Source organism: Thermodesulfobacteriota bacterium (genome assembly GCA_040756475.1).
GTDB lineage: Bacteria > Desulfobacterota > Deferrisomatia > Deferrisomatales > JACRMM01 > JBFLZB01.
In genome coordinates this window covers 1-18,376 of record JBFLZB010000091.1, presented here as the reverse complement: position 1 = coordinate 18,376, position 18,376 = coordinate 1, and the positions used below count along the sequence as shown (strand labels likewise).

At 69.1% G+C, this 18,376-nt stretch carries 13 protein-coding genes and 1 pseudogene; 6 read left to right on the top strand and 8 right to left on the bottom strand.

Annotation, left to right across the window (positions count from 1 at the left end; genetic code table 11):
* The first annotated feature begins 224 nt into the window (after positions 1–224).
* Positions 225–1,409 (top strand): TraB/GumN family protein, encoded by a 1,185-nt coding sequence (locus tag AB1578_13805; protein ID MEW6488976.1) that lies wholly within the window; start codon positions 225–227, stop codon positions 1,407–1,409.
* Positions 1,410–1,417: 8 nt separating this feature from the next.
* Here the strand turns inward: AB1578_13805 and AB1578_13800 are convergent, their stop codons facing one another.
* Together AB1578_13800 and AB1578_13795 are read right to left on the bottom strand one after the other, a co-directional pair.
* Positions 1,418–1,981, bottom strand: a complete 564-nt coding sequence (locus AB1578_13800) for an arginine N-succinyltransferase (GenBank protein MEW6488975.1) — start codon at positions 1,979–1,981, stop codon at positions 1,418–1,420.
* Between the two features lie 111 nt (positions 1,982–2,092).
* The gene (locus AB1578_13795) at positions 2,093–2,821 is read right to left on the bottom strand and encodes a PilZ domain-containing protein (protein MEW6488974.1); all 729 of its coding nucleotides are present in this window, start codon (positions 2,819–2,821) and stop codon (positions 2,093–2,095) included.
* A gap of 238 nt (positions 2,822–3,059) precedes the next feature.
* Here AB1578_13795 and AB1578_13790 point away from each other — a divergent pair, with 238 nt between their 5' ends.
* The 3 genes from AB1578_13790 (at position 3,060) to AB1578_13780 (ending at position 6,303) form a co-directional block, all read left to right on the top strand.
* Positions 3,060–4,382, top strand: a complete 1,323-nt coding sequence (locus AB1578_13790) for an MFS transporter (protein ID MEW6488973.1) — start codon at positions 3,060–3,062, stop codon at positions 4,380–4,382.
* A 177-nt stretch (positions 4,383–4,559) separates the two neighbouring features.
* Positions 4,560–5,063: a YhcH/YjgK/YiaL family protein gene (locus AB1578_13785; GenBank protein ID MEW6488972.1), complete on the top strand. Its 504-nt coding sequence runs from the start codon at positions 4,560–4,562 to the stop codon at positions 5,061–5,063.
* 331 nt (positions 5,064–5,394) lie between these two features.
* Positions 5,395–6,303: a DMT family transporter gene (locus tag AB1578_13780; protein ID MEW6488971.1), complete on the top strand. Its 909-nt coding sequence runs from the start codon at positions 5,395–5,397 to the stop codon at positions 6,301–6,303.
* A gap of 298 nt (positions 6,304–6,601) precedes the next feature.
* Here AB1578_13780 and AB1578_13775 read toward each other — a convergent pair.
* The 3 genes and pseudogenes from AB1578_13775 to AB1578_13765 all read right to left on the bottom strand — a co-directional run bounded on the left by AB1578_13775 (position 6,602) and on the right by AB1578_13765 (position 7,941).
* Positions 6,602–6,787, bottom strand: a pseudogene (locus tag AB1578_13775) (pyridoxamine 5'-phosphate oxidase family protein).
* A gap of 666 nt (positions 6,788–7,453) precedes the next feature.
* A complete protein-coding gene (locus AB1578_13770; protein MEW6488970.1) occupies positions 7,454–7,768 on the bottom strand; it encodes a type II toxin-antitoxin system RelE/ParE family toxin in 315 nt (104 codons plus the stop codon).
* On the bottom strand, positions 7,762–7,941 hold the full coding sequence (locus AB1578_13765) for a hypothetical protein (GenBank protein MEW6488969.1): 180 nt from the start codon (positions 7,939–7,941) through the stop codon (positions 7,762–7,764). Before AB1578_13765 ends, AB1578_13770 begins: the two co-directional genes overlap by 7 nt.
* Before the next feature lie 539 nt (positions 7,942–8,480).
* On the opposite strand from AB1578_13765, the gene AB1578_13760 reads away from it, so the two are divergent.
* Positions 8,481–9,122 carry a Panacea domain-containing protein gene (locus AB1578_13760; protein ID MEW6488968.1) on the top strand — a complete coding sequence of 214 codons (642 nt, stop codon included), beginning with the start codon at positions 8,481–8,483 and terminating at the stop codon, positions 9,120–9,122.
* 1 nt (position 9,123) lies between these two features.
* The gene (locus AB1578_13755; GenBank protein ID MEW6488967.1) at positions 9,124–9,321 is read left to right on the top strand and encodes a hypothetical protein; all 198 of its coding nucleotides are present in this window, start codon (positions 9,124–9,126) and stop codon (positions 9,319–9,321) included.
* A 608-nt stretch (positions 9,322–9,929) separates the two neighbouring features.
* On the opposite strand, the gene AB1578_13750 is transcribed toward AB1578_13755, so the two are convergent.
* From AB1578_13750 to AB1578_13740, 3 genes are all read right to left on the bottom strand, one after another.
* Positions 9,930–15,233 carry a DEAD/DEAH box helicase gene (locus tag AB1578_13750; protein ID MEW6488966.1) on the bottom strand — a complete coding sequence of 1,768 codons (5,304 nt, stop codon included), beginning with the start codon at positions 15,231–15,233 and terminating at the stop codon, positions 9,930–9,932.
* A 148-nt stretch (positions 15,234–15,381) separates the two neighbouring features.
* A complete protein-coding gene (locus AB1578_13745) occupies positions 15,382–17,046 on the bottom strand; it encodes an ATP-binding protein (protein ID MEW6488965.1) in 1,665 nt (554 codons plus the stop codon).
* Positions 17,043–18,335 (bottom strand): hypothetical protein, encoded by a 1,293-nt coding sequence (locus AB1578_13740; GenBank protein MEW6488964.1) that lies wholly within the window; start codon positions 18,333–18,335, stop codon positions 17,043–17,045. Before AB1578_13740 ends, AB1578_13745 begins: the two co-directional genes overlap by 4 nt.
* Between the last annotated feature and the right edge of the window lie 41 nt (positions 18,336–18,376).

Sequence of the window (18,376 nt, the reverse complement as noted above, 5' to 3'; positions counted from 1 at the left end):
TCCGACCGGTAGAAGCCGGCGGCCTGGGGTCGTCTCGTGCTCATCTCGCCACCTCTGCGGGCAGGGTCGGTTGCCGCGTGTCCTTGCCACGGGTACCTCCGGGCCCCGCTGGCGTCAAGGCAGCGGGGGGGGGGGATCGGCGGACGCGGGGCCGCGCGTTCGCCGGTTGACCGGCGGGAGACACGCCCCTACCATGGCGCGGCCTGCCCACCCGAGGAGCTGCCATGTCCGCCCCACTGCCGCCCGAGACCCCGGCGGCCACCCGCGTCGACCTTCCGGGAAAGACCGTGTACCTGGTCGGTACGGCCCACGTGTCCCAGCGCTCGGTGGAAGAGGTTCGCCGGGCGGTGGAGGAGCTTGTGCCCGCGTGCGTGTGCGTGGAGCTCGACGCCCAGCGCCTGGAGGCCCTGCGGGATCCCAATCGGTGGCGGGATCTCAACCTGGCGGCGGCGGTGCGCCAGGGCCGGGGGGCCTTCCTGCTGGCCAACCTGGCCCTCTCGTCGTTCCAGCGGCGCCTGGGGCTCCACACCGGGGTGAAGCCCGGGGCCGAGCTCCTGGAGGCGGTGGTGGCGGCCGAGGAGCGGGGGGCGGCCGTGGAGCTCGTCGACCGGCCCATCCGCACGACCCTGCTGCGGGTGTGGAGGCGCACCGGCTTCTGGAAGAAGATCCGACTCTTCTCGGCCCTGCTCGGGAGTGCTTTCGAGAGCCCGGAGCTGGGCGAGGAGGAGCTGGCCAAACTGCGGGAGGGCGACGCGCTGGCGACCCTGCTCAAGGATCTCGGAGAGGCCCTGCCGGAGGCCAAGGAGATCCTGATCGACGAGCGGGACCGGTACATGGCGGCGAAGATCCGGCGGGCGCCGGGGGGGACCGTGGTGGCGGTGGTGGGGGCGGGTCACCTGCCGGGCATCGTCCGGGAGCTTGGTACAGGGGTCGCCGAGGCGGATCTGGCTCTCCTGGACGCGATCCCCCCCAAGTCCGTCGCTTCCCGAGCAGTCCCGTGGGCGATTCCGGGCGTCGTCCTTGCCCTCTTCGCCGTCGGCTTCTTCTTCGGAGATGCTTCCAAGGTGCGAGAGGCCGCCTGGGCCTGGGTGCTCGCCAACGGCGGTTTCGCCGCCCTGGGCGCCTTCCTGGCCCTGGGGCACCCGGCCTCCATCGCGGCGGCCTTCGTGGCGGCGCCGCTCACGAGCCTCAACCCCACCGTGGGCGCCGGCATGGTCACGGGGGCGGTCCAGGCCTGGGTCGGCAAGCCCCGGGTGCGGGACCTGGAGAGCCTCCTGGACGACCTCTCCCACTGGAAGGGCTGGTGGGCGAACCGGGTCTCCCGGGTGCTGCTGGTCTTCTTCTTCTCGAATCTGGGGTCGAGCGTGGGGACGTTCGTGGCTTTCGGGTGGCTGAAGGACCTGATCTGACCCAGCGCCTACTCCTTCAGGCGCAGCAGGAGGGCGCCGTCCTCCACCCGCAGGTCGGAGACCCCGGCCGAGAATGCGTGCCAGAACCCCTCGCCAGCCGCGAATTCCTTCGCCAGATCGACGTTCTTGATCCCCCCGAGCCAGGCGTTGGGAATCGGCACGCCCATTACGCTCACCCCGCGCAGCGCCACCCGGGGGCGTCCCTCGGCAAAGGCCAGCTCGAGCCCTGCCGTGACCCTGACGACCTTTCCCCCCAAGAACGGGAAGTCTTCGTCCATGGGCACCAGGAGCTTGGCGCTCAGGAGATCGCCGGAGAGGTGCAGCGCGAGGCGGGAGGCCAGGTCCGTGTTCCGGGCGACCAGGGAGTCGAGCTCGCGCTCGGTGAACCGGACGGTGCGGCTCTCCTCGTCCTCGCGGTAGCGCTCCGGCTCCAGGCGTTCCAGCTTGGCCTCCAGGGCTTCCTGTTCCCCGGGAGCCAGCACCACCGGCCGGAACTGCCGGGGAAAGAGCAGGCTCCACCCCGCGACCGCTACCGCGGCCAGGGCGACCGCCGCGGCAACCGCGACCCACACGGATGCCCTGGGCCTGCGTCGGCGTGCCTGGGGGGGGTGAGGGAGGGGTGCTCGCTCATGGGGCGATCCTGGAACCGTGCCCCGGGCGCAGAGGCCTGGCCGGCGGATCCTTCACGTTGCTCCTTCGCTGCGCAGGCCCGGGAACCGGGAGGCGAGGTAGGCCGCCAGCTCGGGGGAGCTGTGGGTGAACTCCACACCCATGCCCGTGGGGCCGGAGGTCACCTCGGGCCGGGTCCAGCGCACCACGCCCTCGGCCTGCAAGGGGCCCTGGGGCGTGTTGAGGATGACCCGGACCCGGCTCCCCAGCGGCCGCATGCGCGGCGTGCTGAGGAAGAGGCCCCCCAGGGAGATGTTCTCCAGGGTGGCTCGGATGCCCCCCGGGTCCAGGAGGACGAGACAGTGGAGGCGCTCGCGGGTCGGCCTCGCTCCAGCGGGCGCCTCCCCGGCTTCCTCGTCCTTCCAGGCCCACCACGCGTTGCCCTCCGAGTCGGCTGCCGGGGGCGTCTCCGCGTCGGGCGACGTTTCCGGGGCAGGGCCCTGGGCAGACCGGGGCGCGTGGGCGGCCCGGATCTCGGCCGCGAGCTCCTCCCGCTTGGCCTCGAGCATGGCCAGGAGCGAGGAGGGGACAGGGCGGATGTGGGAGAGGCCCCGCTTCTCGAAGGAAACCAGGTGGCGGGCGTGCTCGATGGCCTCGTCACACAGGGGCAGGGCGGTGTTCGGGTCTCGGGCGCAGCGGATGAAGACCAGGGCGTCCTTCACGCGCTCGGTGCGCGACGCCACCTCGGCCCGCACCAGGGGCCTGCAGCCGCCGCACAGCCCTTCTCGGCCGGTCCGAACCATCCAGCCTTCCTTTCCGCAGAGCTTGCACCGGCCCATGGGCGGATCCCTGCGGCGGGAGCCCTCGTCGGTGCCCCTCCGCGCCGCAAGCGGAGGGTCGACGGCCCCATCTTACCCCCCGTGTCCGGTCCTGGCCAGGAAGGCGACCGAGGTTCGACGCCAGACTGCGTCGCGGCGGTTGTTACGGGCGCCGGAAGCGGGCATTCTGCTGGGACCTGCGCCGACCTCCCGGGAGAAGAACGTGGACAAGCCCCTTCGAGGCGTTTCCCCGAGCGGGACGCCTGGCCCCTACCCCCCGGCCCGCCTCGCATGGACCGTCTGGGGTCTGGGGGCAGCCCTGTACCTGATCGGTTTCTACCAGCGGGTGGCCCCGGCGGTGATGACCGTGGAGCTCACCCGGGACTTCGCGCTCTCGGCCGCCGCCCTGGGAAACCTCTCGGCCTTCTACTTCTACACTTACGTGGCGATGCAGGTGCCCACGGGCATACTGGCGGACCGCTGGGGGCCCCGGCGGCTCCTGGCGGCGGGAGCGGCGCTGGCGGGGGCGGGCAGCGCCGTCTTTGCCTTGGCCGGAAACCTGGCCTGGGCCAGCGCGGGGCGCCTCCTGGTCGGGGGGGCGGTGGCGGTGGCCTTCGTGGGCATGCTCAAGCTCGCGAGCCGGTGGTTCGCGCCCCGCCAGTTTGCCCTGGCCACGGGCATGGCGCTCTTTTGCGGAATCGTGGGTGCCGTGTTCGCGGGGGTGCCCCTGCGGCTCCTGGTCACGGCCCTCGGATGGCGGCCCGTGATGCTGGCCTCGGGGCTGGCGGCCCTCGGCGTGGCGGTGGCCATCTGGATCGTGGTGCGCGATGACCCGGCCGAGCGGGGGTACGCGAGCCACGGCCCGCTCCTTGCCGGCGGGAGCGGCGCCGCGGCCCACGGCATCCTGGCGGGGATTCGAGAGGTGTTCCGCTACCGCAACACCTGGCTCCTCACCCTCGCCCCCGGCGGCGTGGTGGGCTGTGTGCTCACCTTCTCCGGTCTCTGGGGCATCCCCTTTCTCACGACCCACTACGGGCTTTCCCCCACCCAGGCGGCCGCCCTGACCTCGGCGCTCCTGGTGGCCTGGGCGGTGGGGGGGCCCCTCCTTGGGTTTGCCTCGGACCGGTGGGGCCGGCGAAAGCCGCTCTACGTGGGCGGTTGTGCCGCCGTGCTCGCCTGCTGGGCGCTCGTGGTGCTCATTCCCGGGCTACCCTTGCCCCTGCTCGTGGCGGTGCTGCTCGCAGCCGGGCTGGCCTCCGGAGGGATGATCATCGGGTTTGCCTTCGCCAAGGAGTCGGTGCCTCCCCATCTGGCGGGCACGGTCTCGGGGGTGGTCAACATGGGGGTGATGACGGGCCCCATGGTGCTCCAGCCCGCGGTGGGGTGGGTGCTGGACCGCTTGTGGGACGGCGCCCTCGTGAACGGCGTGCGGGTCTACCCCTGGACGGCCTACCGCGCGGGCTTCGCCCTCATGCTGGCCTGGGCCGCCCTGGCCTTCGTGCTGATCCTGCTTACCCGGGAGACCCGGTGCGAACAGAATGCGTGACGGGTGACGGGGTTTCGTCCATAGGTCCCATGGGTCCCATAGGCCCCCTTGGTTTCGCGCAACGATACCAGCCAGAACACCACACCAAGCGTGACGCGTGACGTCTACGCGCCGAGAGGCCCTGGGGCTCGGCGCGCGGGCGCGATCGGAATCGCGTCCTGGGAAGGAGAGGGCCACGTGGCGGTCATCGGAGAACTGGCCGACGTCTTGTGCCGGATGGGGTGGGACCCGGGCATCCGCCTCGGGCTCGAGCACCTGGGGACCCTCGGGGAGGGGTTCCTCGCCTCGGAGGCGCCGGGTTTCGCCGGACGGCGCGAGCTCGACGGCGATCGCGTGGTGGCGCTCTACCAGGTCTATCGGACCCGGGACCCGAAGGCAGTTCCCTACGAGGCCCACCGGCGGCACGTGGACCTCCAGTTCGTGGTTCGGGGCGAGGAACGGCTGCGGCTGGCCCGCCCGGGCACCGGCCGGGGCACGGGTGCCTATGACCCCGACCGGGACGTGGCGCTCTTCGAGGGCCGCGCCTGGCAGGAGCTCGCGCTCACGGCCGGCGCGGTGGCCATCCTCTACCCGGAGGAACTCCACGCCCCGGGCCTCCATCCGGGCAGCGAGGTCACCGTCGTCAAGGCCGTGGTCAAGGTGCGGGTTGCGCATGTCGGCGCCTTCGGCGCCCGCCAGTGAACCCGTAGCGCCGCGATCTGCCATCCTTCTGCAGGAACGATTCCGGGCTCATGCACTTTTCACATTTCCCTCATTGCTTCCTCATGTTTGCGTGTTACAGTGTTTTCGTGCCGAGGCGAAATCCGGGGAGGGTGGCAGCTCTCCGGGCCCAGCCTCCGGTACACTTCCTCCTCTCCTCTGGGAAACGGGGTCGCGCGAGCGGCCCCGTTTCCTTTAAGGCGCGCCGCCCCGGGCGGTTGCCCCCCGCGGGCCCCGTCTGGTATCTCTGTGGCCCCCGGTGGGGAGGAAGGGGCGGCATGGAGCGAGGGCGGAGCGCCGAAAGGGCGGTGACGTGAGCCACGCGGGACTTCCCCGGGGCGCGGTGCTGGTGCTGCTCGTCCTGTGCCTCTTGTGGGGGGGGAACATGGTGGCCATCAAGGTCAGCGTGGCCGGTGTGGCGCCCATCTTCGCCGCGGGCCTCCGGTCGGCAGTGGCGGCGGCCTGCGTGTGGCTGTGGATGTGGGCCCGCGGGGTGCCGCTCTTCCCGCCGGGGCGGCGGGAGCTGCTGCGCCACGGCGTCGCCGTGGGGGTGCTCTTCGGGCTGGAGTTCGGGTTCATCTACCTGGGTCTGCGCTACACCCTGGCGTCGCGCTCGGCCATCCTCCTCTACACCCACCCCTTCTTCGTGGCCCTGGGGGCCCACTTCCTCCTGGCGGGCGACCGCCTCCACCCGGTGAAGGCCGGGGGGCTCCTGCTCGCGTTCGCAGGGGTGGCGAGCCTGTTTGCCCGCGACTGGGGCCCCGTGACCCTCCAGACCCTGCCGGGGGATCTCTCGATCCTCCTGGGCGCGGCCCTGTGGGGCGCCACGACCCTCTACATCAAGCGGTACCTGGCCGGGCGGGCCCAACCCCTCCAGGTCCTGTTCTACCAGCTCGCCTTCTCGGCACCGGTGCTCCTGGCCGCGAGCGCCCTCCTGGAGGACCGCGTGTGGACGGCGTTCTCTCCGGCCATCGGGGTCTCTCTCTTCTACCAGTGCTTCGTGGTGGCGTTCCTCAGCTACATCGCCTGGTTCGAGCTCATCGAGCGCTACAGCGTGAGCCTGCTCGCCGCCTTCACGTTCTTCACCCCCATCTTCGGAGTGCTCCTGAGCGTCGCCCTCCTGCCGGGGGAAGAGCTTCGCCCCGCGCTCGCCCTGTCGCTTGCCCTGGTGTGTGCGGGGATGATCCTGGTGAACCGGCCGGCCCGAAGCCTGGCCCGCTGACGATGCGGCCGGAGGGCGGGAAGCGGGTTCCGAGGCAGAATCGGTATCGGTATCGGGTTCGAAGGCGGTCTCGATTGGGATTTCGATACCGATAGCGATACCGATTTGGGTGGGGGATGCTCCGGGGAACGGTCGGAGCTCTCCGGGGAGGTGCGACACCTCGTGGAACTGGCGCACCAGGGGTCCAGGCTTCCACGCGCAGGCGCAGCAGGGCGCAGTCGGGGTCGTCCAGGAAGGCCGCCAGGTGGGGGTGGCGGGCGAGGTAGGCGCGCCGGAAGGACTCCCGTTCGGCTTCGGGTACTTCTTCGGCCCGCCCCGCGGCCGTGGCCGCCGCCGCGGCCCCCAGGGCGCCGTGTCCCTCGTTTCGGTCGTCGACCAGGACCGCGGCCCGCGGGTCGGCGGCCAGGTTGCGGAACTTGAGGGTGGCCCGGGGGGTGGCGAAGAGGAGCAGGAGTAGTTGGTGGGTCAAGCGAAGCGGACCCACCAACCGCAGGGCGGAGCAGTCGATGCCGTACCGGGTGTTTCGGGTGCCGGCCGGCGGCTGTGCCGACACGGAGGAGGAGAGGAACCCCGTCTTGCGCGAGGTGCGGGTGCTGCGGGTTGACCGGCAGTTCGTGCCCGGCGGGCAGGGGGCCTTCTGGCCTGTGCGTCGAGTACCTGGAGAGCCCCAAGGCCCGGATCGCCGAGGCCGGCGACCGGAAGGACAGCGAGGGGGTCATGGTGCAGGGAGGGCCGCTTTCAGTAGCCCCATCACGCTGTCCAGAAGCTTGACGTGCAAGACCCTCGTGACCTCTCCAAGTACCGCCTGAAAGAGCGTCTCGTTCGCCGTGAAGAGCTTCCCCGGGCTTGCGTAGCTCGTTCTTTGGAGGCCGCCAGTAACGAAGTCGCATTTGGTCAATTCGACGGCACGGGAATCCGCGTAGGGGTTGCTGGTGACCTGACAAAGTTGCCAGTCCCCACGTCCAACTTCATCCCATTTCGGCGTCCAGGTTGGGCGGGAGGGCCAGGAAGTGCAGAGTGTAGACGCGACCCCCCTCGACCCCCCCTCGACCCCGCGAACGGACGGACCGGACTACCCGGACGGATGGGAGGGCCGCCGCGGTCGAGGGGCGGAGGCGGGCGAAGCCGACAGGAGCCCTTGCGGAGGAGCTTACTCTGTCGGCGCTTTCTGGAGCAGTTCTGAGTGGATAGAGGGGATGTCTTGTTTCTGGTGGATGACGGCCAGGATTCTCACGTTTTTCGCAATGACCTGATAGATGATCCGGTACGAGTAGAGGAAGAGCTCTCGGACGTTCTCGTTATCGCTCTCAGGAACCACGCGGCCGATCATCGGGTGAGAGACCAGTTTGTCAGTGGCCTCTCGGAGCTCCGCGGCTACTTTCTTGGCGTAGTACTTGGAATCCTTCGCTATGTAGTCGTGGATCTGGCGGAGGTCCCGTCTGGCGGGGCCCGTCCAAACTACCACGTCTCCATCTCCTGCTTGAGATCCTCGTTGGAGATCACGTCTCCGCGCTCGGCGGCCTCCAGCCCGATCCGGATCTTATCGAGGACGTAGAGCCGGTACATGATGTCATCCATGGTGGCCGTGTCGGGCATTCGGGAGATGCTTTCGAGAGCTTCCTCTCTGGCACTTCGCATGTCGTGGCTCCTTCGGGCCTGGATTGTGCTCATGATTCTACCTCATCTTTGGGCTTTCGGGTCGTTGGCTTTCAGGGGCCGCCGGCGGACGAGCACGGGCCCCGCAGGGGCCCGCGCGCCGCGCCGGAGCCCTTTCCTCGGGCTCTTCGGTCTCCCGGTCCTCGTTCTTCGGAAGCCGCACGTCTGACCCGTCTTCAACGGTTTGTCTTTGAAAGGTCCATGATCTCAATGGGTTGTGAGGCGCAAACGAGGGCGTGGCACCATGGCGGCGGTGCTCTGTCGACCGCAGGGAGCGCGGGTCCGAGGAGATTACGGCGCCAGCGCCTGTGCCTCGGCATGGGCCCGGAGGCTATCTCTCAGAGCCAAACTGTCAAACGAGCTACGTTCCCCCGGACAGACGTCCCCCCGGACAGACTCGGCCGCCAAGGTCGGCGCCTTGCCCAAGCGGTGCAAGTCGATTAAGCTTCTGTTCGCCCTTGGCGATACGTCACGTGTTGCCAGACGACCTCGCCAACATCGCAGGACCAGGCGGACGTGCCATGTGCCTACATTTCGATCCCAACCACGAGAAGGCCACCCAGGCCCTTAACTTCCTCGCCCTCATGAATGGCGGCGAGATCAACAAGATGAAGGCGCTCAAGCTCGTCTTCCTCGCCGACCGGTATCACTTGCGCAAGTACGGCAGGCCCGTCATCGGCGACGAGTACTTCGCCATGAAACAGGGGCCGGTGGCATCGATGGCCAAGGATCTGGCCGACAAGAACGCCTGGCTCGACGACTGCGAGCGCGAGTACGCCGACCGGTTCCTGGCGACCTCCGAGGACAAGCTCTTCCTCGCCTCGGCCTCTCCCGTCGAAGAGGATGTCTTCTCAGACTCGGACCTGGAGGCCCTCCGGTTCGCGTGGCGGGCCTTCGGGGCGCTGAGCGAGTGGGACCTGGTCAACCTGACCCACGCCTATCCCGAGTGGGAGAAGCACGGGGCTGGGTTGACTCACGGCGATTGCCGGCGTGCACGGATGGAGTACGCCGACTTCTTCCTGGATGCCGACCCAAGGCATCCCTTGCTGTCCCTGACAGGGCAACGGGACATCTTCGGCGAAGCCGTGTCCGCGGAGGAGAAGGTCGCGGCACGGGAAGCGGCCGAGGAGAAGGCGCGCGTCCGGTCCCTCTGGGCGAGGTAGCATGATCTTCATCCCCCCCGAGATCCGCGTCGGGGCCACCCTCCGGCCCGGGTCGGTCTTCTACTTTGCTGAGGAGTCGCACACGGGCGACACGCCGCACTTCTTCGTCGTCCTAAACCACAGCCCGAGAACCGACGAAGTCCTCCTCCTGGTCCACTCGTCCTCCCAACTCGAGAAGGTTCGATGGCGCACCTCCTGACTCCCGAATCTTCGCCTTGGCCGTCACCGGGACACTCCCAACATGATCTTGACGACGGACAATGCTTCTTTCCAACCACGGCCGTCGGAGCAGGTATCTTGCTGAGACGCTGGAACGAGGATTGCGTCCTTGCGTAGAAACACATCCATAGTGAACGAACGGTTGTTGTGAGTCTTACAGAATGGGACAATCTTCCAATACTGTGTAGATCTCCCGTCTACTTCTAGCACATGGGCCCCGACCTTCCACGGGTTACTGCATCCTCTAACGTAACAGGTCGGATTTAGGAAGACGTCTGGGTGTATGTTGGGAAAGTATAGAAGCACACCCGTCCTCCAGTGGTTGATCCAACTGCCACAGCGACAGACACGTTTCCATTTCTCCCCCCCTTGACACACGTTGGTCGTGTTGGCGATGTTTCGCACCCTGAAATTCGTGTTCTTGGTCGGCGTAGTGTTGGCCACGGCCTATCCTCCGGAGAAGGGTGGGTCCAACGATGCCAATTTGCTGTTTCGTGTGGGGAAGGGGCCCGAGGTGCCCCGCGTTTCGGCTGGATTGGGCGGAACCTCATCGGTTTGGATCTGTCCAATACGGCGCTCGGCAGCCCGTCAAGAAGCAATTGCACCTGTGAGACCCCCAACAAGGCCCACCACGTCCGCGAGATCCTTCGCCCTCAACTCCACCACCGTCCACCCCGGCGCGCCATTCCTCAGCCTCTCCCGGATCGCCCGATCCCGCCGCAGGTTCGCGCCCACGTGGAAGGCCGCACCGTCCACGTAGATCGCGAGCCGTCTCTCAGGTACGGCGAAGTCGGCGATGGAAATCGCAGCTTCGCCGTCACTCGGAGCGACCGGGACCTGCTTCTCCGGGTGGAAGCCGTGGGCCTCGAAGAGCTTCCAGAACTTGAGCTCCAGGGGTGAGCCGACCCCGGCAGCATAGGCTTCGAGCCACGGCTTCGGGTCGTCGATGTCGCCGAGTTGCCCTGGCCGAGGCTCTGGCGCGTCCCCGGCCAAGGCTTCCAGAGCGGGCACGGCCAGCGGCCAGCGCAGATGCTCGTGGTTTCGTTGGTTCACGTAGCTCTTGAGACAGCGGTAACACGCGGTCTCGCACTCCTTGTGGTCCAGGTGGTCGAGCGCCCGCCGGGCGACGAGGTGCATCTCGTCGGCGATGCGCCGAAGGTAGCCCGTGCCCCCGAGGCTCGGGTCGATGAAGGCGAGCGCCAGGCGCTTGAGCTTCTGGCCCTCCTCCTCGGGCAGCCAGGGGCCCTCGAGCTCGAACTCGATCTCCGGGCCGTCGAGCATGTAGAGGTGGCGCATGCCGGCGCGGAGCGCATACCCCAGCGTCAGGCCCCAGGGCTTGGCCTGCTCTTCGGACAAGCCCTCCGGCACCGGCACCAGGAGGCGGAGGATCTCGGCCTTGGTGGCGGTGGCCAGGGCCAGGGGTGCGGGCTTCTGCCCCTGGTGCAGGCAGTTCGCCCGGTGGCCGTAGGGGTCGGCCTCTCCCTTGCCCTTCCGGGCCGCCTTCCGGCCGCCCTTCTTGCCCTCCTCGTCCGGGATGGTGAGCATGGCGCCGCAGCCGCCGCACAGCAGGAACCCCTTGGCATCTGGGTGCAGAAGCGGCACGCCGTTCTTGAAGTCCGCCTCGGTCGGTGGCAGCCCCTCGTTCAGCCAGTGGACCTCCTCCCCGCGGGAGAGGCGAAGGCTCCAGCCGTTCACGGCCCAGCGGCCCACCACGTCGCCGTCCCACTGGGGGTAGGAGCGCACCAAGTTCTTCATCTGGTAGCGCTCTTCCTCGTCCAGCACCGGACTCTCGTCCCGGCGCGCCAGGAACCCCCCGAACTCCGCGGCCGGATGGGGCTTCAGGGCCTTCGTGTCCCGGCATCTCGGGCAGCGGGGCTGGTCCCCCCGGTAGTGGAGCGCGCAGGCCGCGCAGATCCGATACACCCAGCTCGGCCCGGCGTCTTGCGGGTTCCAGGGCGACGAGGTGTCGAGGCCGATCACCCGCCAGCGCCGGGCCCGGGCGTATACCTGGGCGTCGGGCTGAAACTGGGCGAGGCCGAAACGCCGGCCCACGGTGACCGGCTCCTCCTCGTGGGGATCGCTCATGAGGCGAAGCGACGCGGGCTCGGTGGGGAACTCGTAGCCCGGGAGGATGCCGAACTCGGCGAGCCGCCGCAGCGGGTAGCCGGCCGAGCGGTCGTCGGCCTCGCCCTGGTCCCGCTTTCCCTCCCGAGGAAGGCCCAGGAGCCGGCCCACCAGGTCGCCGGCCCGCATGGCCGCGCCCTTGCCGAGCAGGTTTTCGGCGTAGGCGTCCACGGCGCGCCGGAGCTCGGCCACCTGTCGCGCGGTGCGCTGCACCACGTCGCGAATCCGCTCCGGCAGCTTCCCGAGCTCTGCCTTGAGCCCCTCCTCCGAGATCCCGGCCGCAGCCAGCACCCCGTCCCCGAAGGCCTGCCGGGCGAGGTCCCGGGCGTGGCCGAACTGGCGGGTCACGGCGTCGACCAAGGCCTCCACGGCCTCGACCTTCACCTGGCCCAGGGGCGAGACGTACTCGGCCATCTTCCCTGCGAGCCCCGGGTCGGCCGCGCCGAAGGCGATGGCGTTCACGTGGCGCAGCAGCACGTCGCGGTTGCCCAGGGCGAGCGCCGGCGCCGGCACCTCGCCGGCGATCATCTCGGCCGGCTTGTCGAAGAAGTACTGGTCGTGGGGCGTCGCGCGGGCGTACCCGAGCACCAGGCCCACCCGGGAGCGCCGGCCGGCCCGGCCGCCCCGCTGGGCATAGTTGTCGGGCCGGGGGGGCACGTTGCGCAGCGCCACCGCGTCGAGGCCGCCCACGTCGATCCCCATCTCCAAGGTCGGCGAGCAGGCGAGCACGTTCACCTTCGACTGGGCCGCCGGGGCCTTGAACTGGTCCTCGATCTCGATCCGGTCGTCGTTCGTCACCTGGGCCGTGTGCTCTCGGGCCACGAGCGGAATCACCGTCTCGGCGCGGATCCGCTTCACCGCCCGGTGGTCCGCCACCTCGGCCTCGGTCCAGCGGCGCAGGGTCCCGTGGCAGCGGGGGCAAGGGAGCGCCTCGGCCGCGAGCGGTTCCGGCGCGCCGCACACCCCGCACCGGTAGCGATTCTCTTCGCTCAGGAGGACGAGCCGCACCCGCTCCGCGTTCACCTGGAGAAGGCCTCGGGACTTCCGGAAGCCGAAGAGCTCGGCGGGCACCAGGAAGCCGCCGGGCTTCCGGAGGAACTCCAGGAGGGCGACGGAGGTCCCCTCGTCCGGGTCGGCGGCACCGAAGCAGGCGAGCAGGTTTCGCACCAGCCGCTCCAGCCGTGGCGCCCGGCCGCCTGCCCCGGGCCGGCGCCAGACGTTCCATGCCTTGATTCCATCGGGCACGTCCAGCGCGTCCAGGTAGGGCTGGGCCTCCCCCTTCTCCGTGGCGGCGTACCCGCTCGGGGCGCGGATGCGCCGCTCCCACTCGGCGGTACGGAAGGCGTCCGGGAACCCGGAGTGGTTCGGGTGGTACCGCAGGATCGCCCGGGAGAGCGCGGCCCGCGTGCGCAGATCGTCCAGGATGCACCGGCACAGGTACTCCAGTTGGGGCAGCCCGATGCCCAGCGCCGCGGCGGTGCCCTGGCCCCGCTGGCGCACGTAGTCGCCGAGCTCGTGGTAGGCCACGCCCACGAGGCCCAGGTTTACCACCGTGCCTCGGTACCCGGCGTTGACCGCGATCTCGTCGAGGACCGGCGCCTCCTCCCACGCCCGGATCCTCTCCCGCTCCTCCGACCCGAGCCACGCGTCCGGATCCCGGGGCACGTGCTTGTTCAGGTCCGACGCCTGGGTGGCGAGCTCGCCCAGGAGCTCCACGAGCCGCTGCAGGCCCAGGGGGCCGTGCTCCTGGAGGAGGCGAACCACCCGGCGCCGCATGCGATCGTAGCGGCTCGCGAAGAGGATGAACCGGGCCTGGTGGGCTGCATCCTGGCGGCTGTCGCTGAAGATGAGCAGCCTCTCCTTGCCGTCGTGGTCGGCCTTGCCCCGGTTGGCCTCGGCCAGGGTCTCCACCAGGCCCTCCGCGGCCACCTTCAAGGCGGCCGAGGTCCCCAGCGACACCGGGGTCAGCACGTTTCGGCTCCCGGCCGTCCCTCCGCAGCAAAGGCACTGGGTCCGCGCCGGCGCCAAGGTGACGCGCAGGCCGTAGTCGGTGGGGTCGTCGCTGAAGGCCAGGGTGCGCACGTCGAAGGAGCCGTGAAGCACCTTCTCCCCCTTCATGCGCTGGGGGGCCTTCTTCCGGCTGGGCCTCGGGGCGTCCTCCCCGTCGGCCTCGGGATCGAACTCCTCGGCCTCCCCCTCGAACTTGGCCGGCTGATAGAGGAGGAGCTCCGGCTTCTCGTTCGGGTTGGCGCTCGGTCGAAGCGGGCCTGCCTCCGGGTCGCCCGAAAAGCGCAGGTAGTCGGCCCCGCAGTTCCGGCATAAGTAGAGGGGCGCGGTGGCGTGCCCGCACGGGCACTGCTCCTCCCCCATCGGGTAAAGCCGGCCGCACTCCGGGTTCACGCACCGGTGGAACCGCCACCCGCCCCGCAGGAACCGATGGGCGCGGAGCCGCAGCGACCCCGGGGTCCCATCCGGCAGGGCGGCCCCGATCACCAGCCCGGCCTCGACCTCCTTCCGAAGGTCGGGCTCCGGCGCCCCCTTCCGCTGCGGCACCTCGGCCCGGAGCCGCGCCGCCAACTCGCTCACCGACGAGGGCTTGCCCACCAGCCAGCGGTTCAGATCCCAGAGGAGCCGGCACCGGCGGGCCGCCGCCTCCAAGGCCGTGCCCGACGGCACCCCGGCCAGGGCGCTCAGGGCCTTGCCCAGGGCTTCGGGCGTCGAAACGTCGAGGCGCTCCGGGGCCGATGGCATCGGCGGATACCCGGCCTCGCTCGGCACCGTGGCCGACTCCAGTTCCTCGCCGAACACGTGGATCTTCCCGGCCGGGGCGCCCGTGAGCTTGGCAAAGAACTCCTGCACCGCCTCGTCCCGGAGCTTCTTGGCCTCCTCCGGCGAAGGCCCCTCCCCCGATACACTCTTGATCGTGGCCGACGTGCCCACCGGGACGAGCGCCGGATAGCGAGAGGCTCGCTCCCCCTCGGGCACGTCGGGCTTCCAGTCCTGCCGCGCCTGCGCAAGGTGCGCTTTCACGCGGCGAATGAGGAGGGCGATGTTGCTCCCCAGCGTGCCCCGGTAGGTGTGCACCTCGTCCAGGACCAGGAACCGGCACCGGTGGTTGGCGAAGATGTCCTCCCGGTCCGCGGGCCGGACCAGCAGGTACTCCAGCATCATGTAGTTGGTGAGCAGGACGTGGGGCGGGCTCTTCCGAAGCTCCTCCCGCTCGCTCTGGCTCGTGCCGCGGTCGTACTTCGCCACCTTCACCACGCCGGCGAACCCCGAGGCCGTGAGATACTCGTTGATCCGCAGCTCCTGGTCGTTGGCCAGGGCGTTCATGGGGTAGACGAGGATCGCGGTGAGGCCGTTTCGCTTGAAGCGCGTGGCGTCCTGGAGGGCGTTCTGGATCACCGGAAGGAGGAAGGCCTCTGTCTTCCCAGAGCCGGTCCCGGTGGTGACGACCACGGGCCGCGGGCTCGGGCTCAGGAGCTCGGCGATGGCCTCGGACTGGTGCAGATAGGCCCGTTCGTCCTTCGACCGTTCCTCCATCACCCGGGCGAGCTTCGCGTCCAACGGCAGGTCGCGCCAGCGCTTGCCCTTACGGAAGGGGCGGTGGGCCTGGAAGAAGGGCTCCTGGGCCAGGAAGAGGGGCTTGTCGAGCTCCTCCTCCAAGGATTTCCGCAGGCCCGCATCCTTGGCGCGGAACTCCGAGTGGAGGTAGTCGCGGTACTCCGCGATGACGTGGTCAAGGGCGAGGATGGGGTGCAGCGACATGCTATGGCCTTTCATCCTTGAAGCTCACATGCGGCCCCACGAGCGAGCGCCGAACCGATTGCCCGAGAATTGCGGAGGGAGCAGCCCAGTCTGCGCGCGCGTTTCTAGCGGTCGCGTTCATTTCCGTGCATTTCGCCCGCATTTCGCCTCATTCCCGCCATCCAGACCAGCCAGGCCCGGGTACGTAGTGCGCGCCTCGCCCTCGCCTCCCCACAGGGACGAGCACTCCACGCTCGCACAGCTGCCGCAGGGCCTCCATTGCCTGGCCACGGGACACTCCAAAGACCTCCCGGTAGTCCGCGTTGGCCACCCGCCCCTTCTCCTCCATGCGCGAGCGGAGCGCCTCCGTCTTCGACACCGGCTTTGGGCGGGCAACCCGGTAACGGGCTCCCCGTCCCCTGCCGCCCGGGAGGGGCTCCACCAGCTTCGCCTTGACGAGTTCCTGGATCTCCCGGTACGCCACATCACGGTCGACCTGGTTGAGCTGCTGATAGTCCCCGTTCGTGAAGGCACCCTCGGCCGCACCGACCAGAATCCGCTTCTGGCGGATGCTGATCGGAAGGTCCCGGACGATGCGCGTCCACTCCGGGTCTCCGGCCTCCAGCACCGGGGTGTTCCGGAGAACGACCCGGAACTCGCCGGGATCGGCCGCAAACTCCGGGGGCGGGAGCCAATGCTGCTCCATCTCCTCGATCATCCGAGGGATGCCCTCGCCCTGCTCGCGCATGAAACCAAGCTCCGTGAGAACCCGCGCGATCCTCGGATTTCGGCTCGCGTGGGCGGGCTTGCGCGTGCGAAGCGCTTCCAGGGAGACCTCGGCCAGGAGGCCGCCGGGGCTCTTCACCTCCAGGCGGTCGTCATAGAGCCAGACCTCGATCCCGCGGGTGCTGACCCCATAGTCGCGATGGGCGACGGCGTTGACCACCGCCTCCTGCCAGGCAAACGTCGGGTACTCGGGCATCTCGCGGAAGAAGAGGTCGTGGAGCTTCGCCGACCTGGGGATGAGCTCCGAGAGAACTCGATAGGTCTCCTCGATCAGGCAAGGCAGATTCCCTTCGATGCGGGGCAACTCCTGGACATTGTGGTGGGCGCCCAATCTCCGCTCGGCGCCCCGGACACGAAACAGCCGAAGGCCCGCATGAGGATTGGCTATGGCGATACTCTTGCGGGCAAAGAGCAGCACGGCAGCTTCCCGAAACACCAGCGCCGTGCCCTGGCGATCGGCGACGCGCCGCTCCACCAAGTAGTCCGCCGGGTCTCGGCCTGCCAGACCCGCGCCTGCCATCGCCCGCCGGATAAGCGCCTCGTCGAGCTCCGGAACATTGACCCGGGCCGACCAGCGGGACTCCGCGCTCTCCACCAGCCCCTGCTGCTTCACCGAGGCGATGTGGCTCTCGGCCATGAGCACCACGCTGTCGTGGACCCGGAAGGGGAACCCGTCGCCTGCCACCATCACGGGGGCCGGCGACGGCTCCACCGAGAAGACGAGGAGCTCGACGCCGTCGAACGCGACTCGGCGTCCCGGCTTCTGCCGGGGCTGAAGGCGGCGCTCCGGCACAGCCAGAAAGTCCTCCACAGCCGCCGGATCGTAACCGTGGCCTGTAGGCGCGCCGTTGTCCTCGGCTCCCATGACGAGGATGCCCCCGTCGGCGTTGGCGAACGCAGCAACGTACTTCGCGATCTCGTCCCGCACCGCCCGCCGGTTGCGAGTCTTCTTGCGCTCGGGCGGGCCGTCCCACAGAGACTTCCGATCGAAGTACTGCCCCTCCTCTTGCCGCAGCAAAACACGGAGGTCCGGAAGAGTGTCACTCACGACTCGCCCCCACCGCCATGACCGCCAACTGGCCCCGGGGATTCGCTGCCACGCTTCCTCTCCTCCTGAATCCCGACTCCTGACTCCTGACTCCTCGTCTCCGGTACGCCCTTTCGTCCTTGGATCGCTCCTCCATCACCCGGGCGAGCTTCGCGTCGAGGGGAAGGTCCTTCCAGCGCTTGCCCTTCTGGAAGGGGCGGTGGGCCGTCAAAGGAGTAGCAGAGTTGGAGCGCCATGTCCTTGAGGTAAAGCTGCCGGACCCCGGTCGCGCCCGCATTCGCGTGGAAGGCGGACGGGACCAGAACGCCGGTCATTCCAGCTCTGCACAGCAGCTGCGCGTTTCGTTCCATGAAGACGCGGAAGGCGTCAATCTGCCGGCCGGCGAGGTCGCCCTCAACCTGGACCTTCTGGTACCGGTAGAGGACATCGTTCGCCCGCTTCAGTTCCTCGAAGGACTCTTTATAGTACGCGAATAGGCCGGCGACCGAGGGATCGGCCTGAAGCCTCTGTTCGATGGCAGTGCGCTCGCGCTTGGTGGGGGCATCCAGGATCTCGAAGTCGAAGGCCGCGAAGAACTCCTTCGTCTTGAACTGAATGGCGTCCCACGGCGGGTTCCCATGCGTGACGTGGAAGCCGCCCCGTTCGCTGACGGCGCCCGCCGGGAAGAAGACCTCGGGGAAGGCGAGCTCGAAGGGCAGCGCCGGGATCCCCACCCCATCGGCCACCGCGCTCAGGAGCGTCTGTCGGTCCTCCGGCGCCTCCTCCAGTCCGAGGCCCCGTGCGATCATCCGACGAAGGCCCGGTTCTTCAGACAGGTCCGCGGGCAGATCCGCGGTCTCGGCAACAACTTTGAGCAGCTTCTCATACCCCGGATCGTCGCAGGCCTCCTCCCCCAGCATCACCCCACCCGCCCACGCCGCCGCCACGACCTTGAACGGTGCAAGCGCCCGATCGAGCCGAGCCTTGGCCGCCTGCTTCGCCTCGATCTCCCCAAGGCTCACGCCCACCGTGGCATCGAGCTCGCGGACGTGCTTCAGAGCTTCTTGCAACGCCGCGGTGAACCGCTCCCGCAGGCCTTGGGTGAAGAGGCTGCGGATAGGGTTCTGGCTGCCCGGGTACTTAAGGAGATGCTCGAAGAAGGGCCCGGTGAGGGAGTCGCCGACGAGGAACCTGTGGTCGAGGAAGGTGAGGGGCAGGCCCTCGGCCTGGGTCTCGATCCAGAGGGCGAGCTTGGCGAGCTCGACGGCCAGGGGGTTCTTGTCTACGCCATAGAGGCAGTGGACGGCCACGAGGCGGCGGCAGAGGGCCTCGGCCCGCTTCTGGGAGAGGC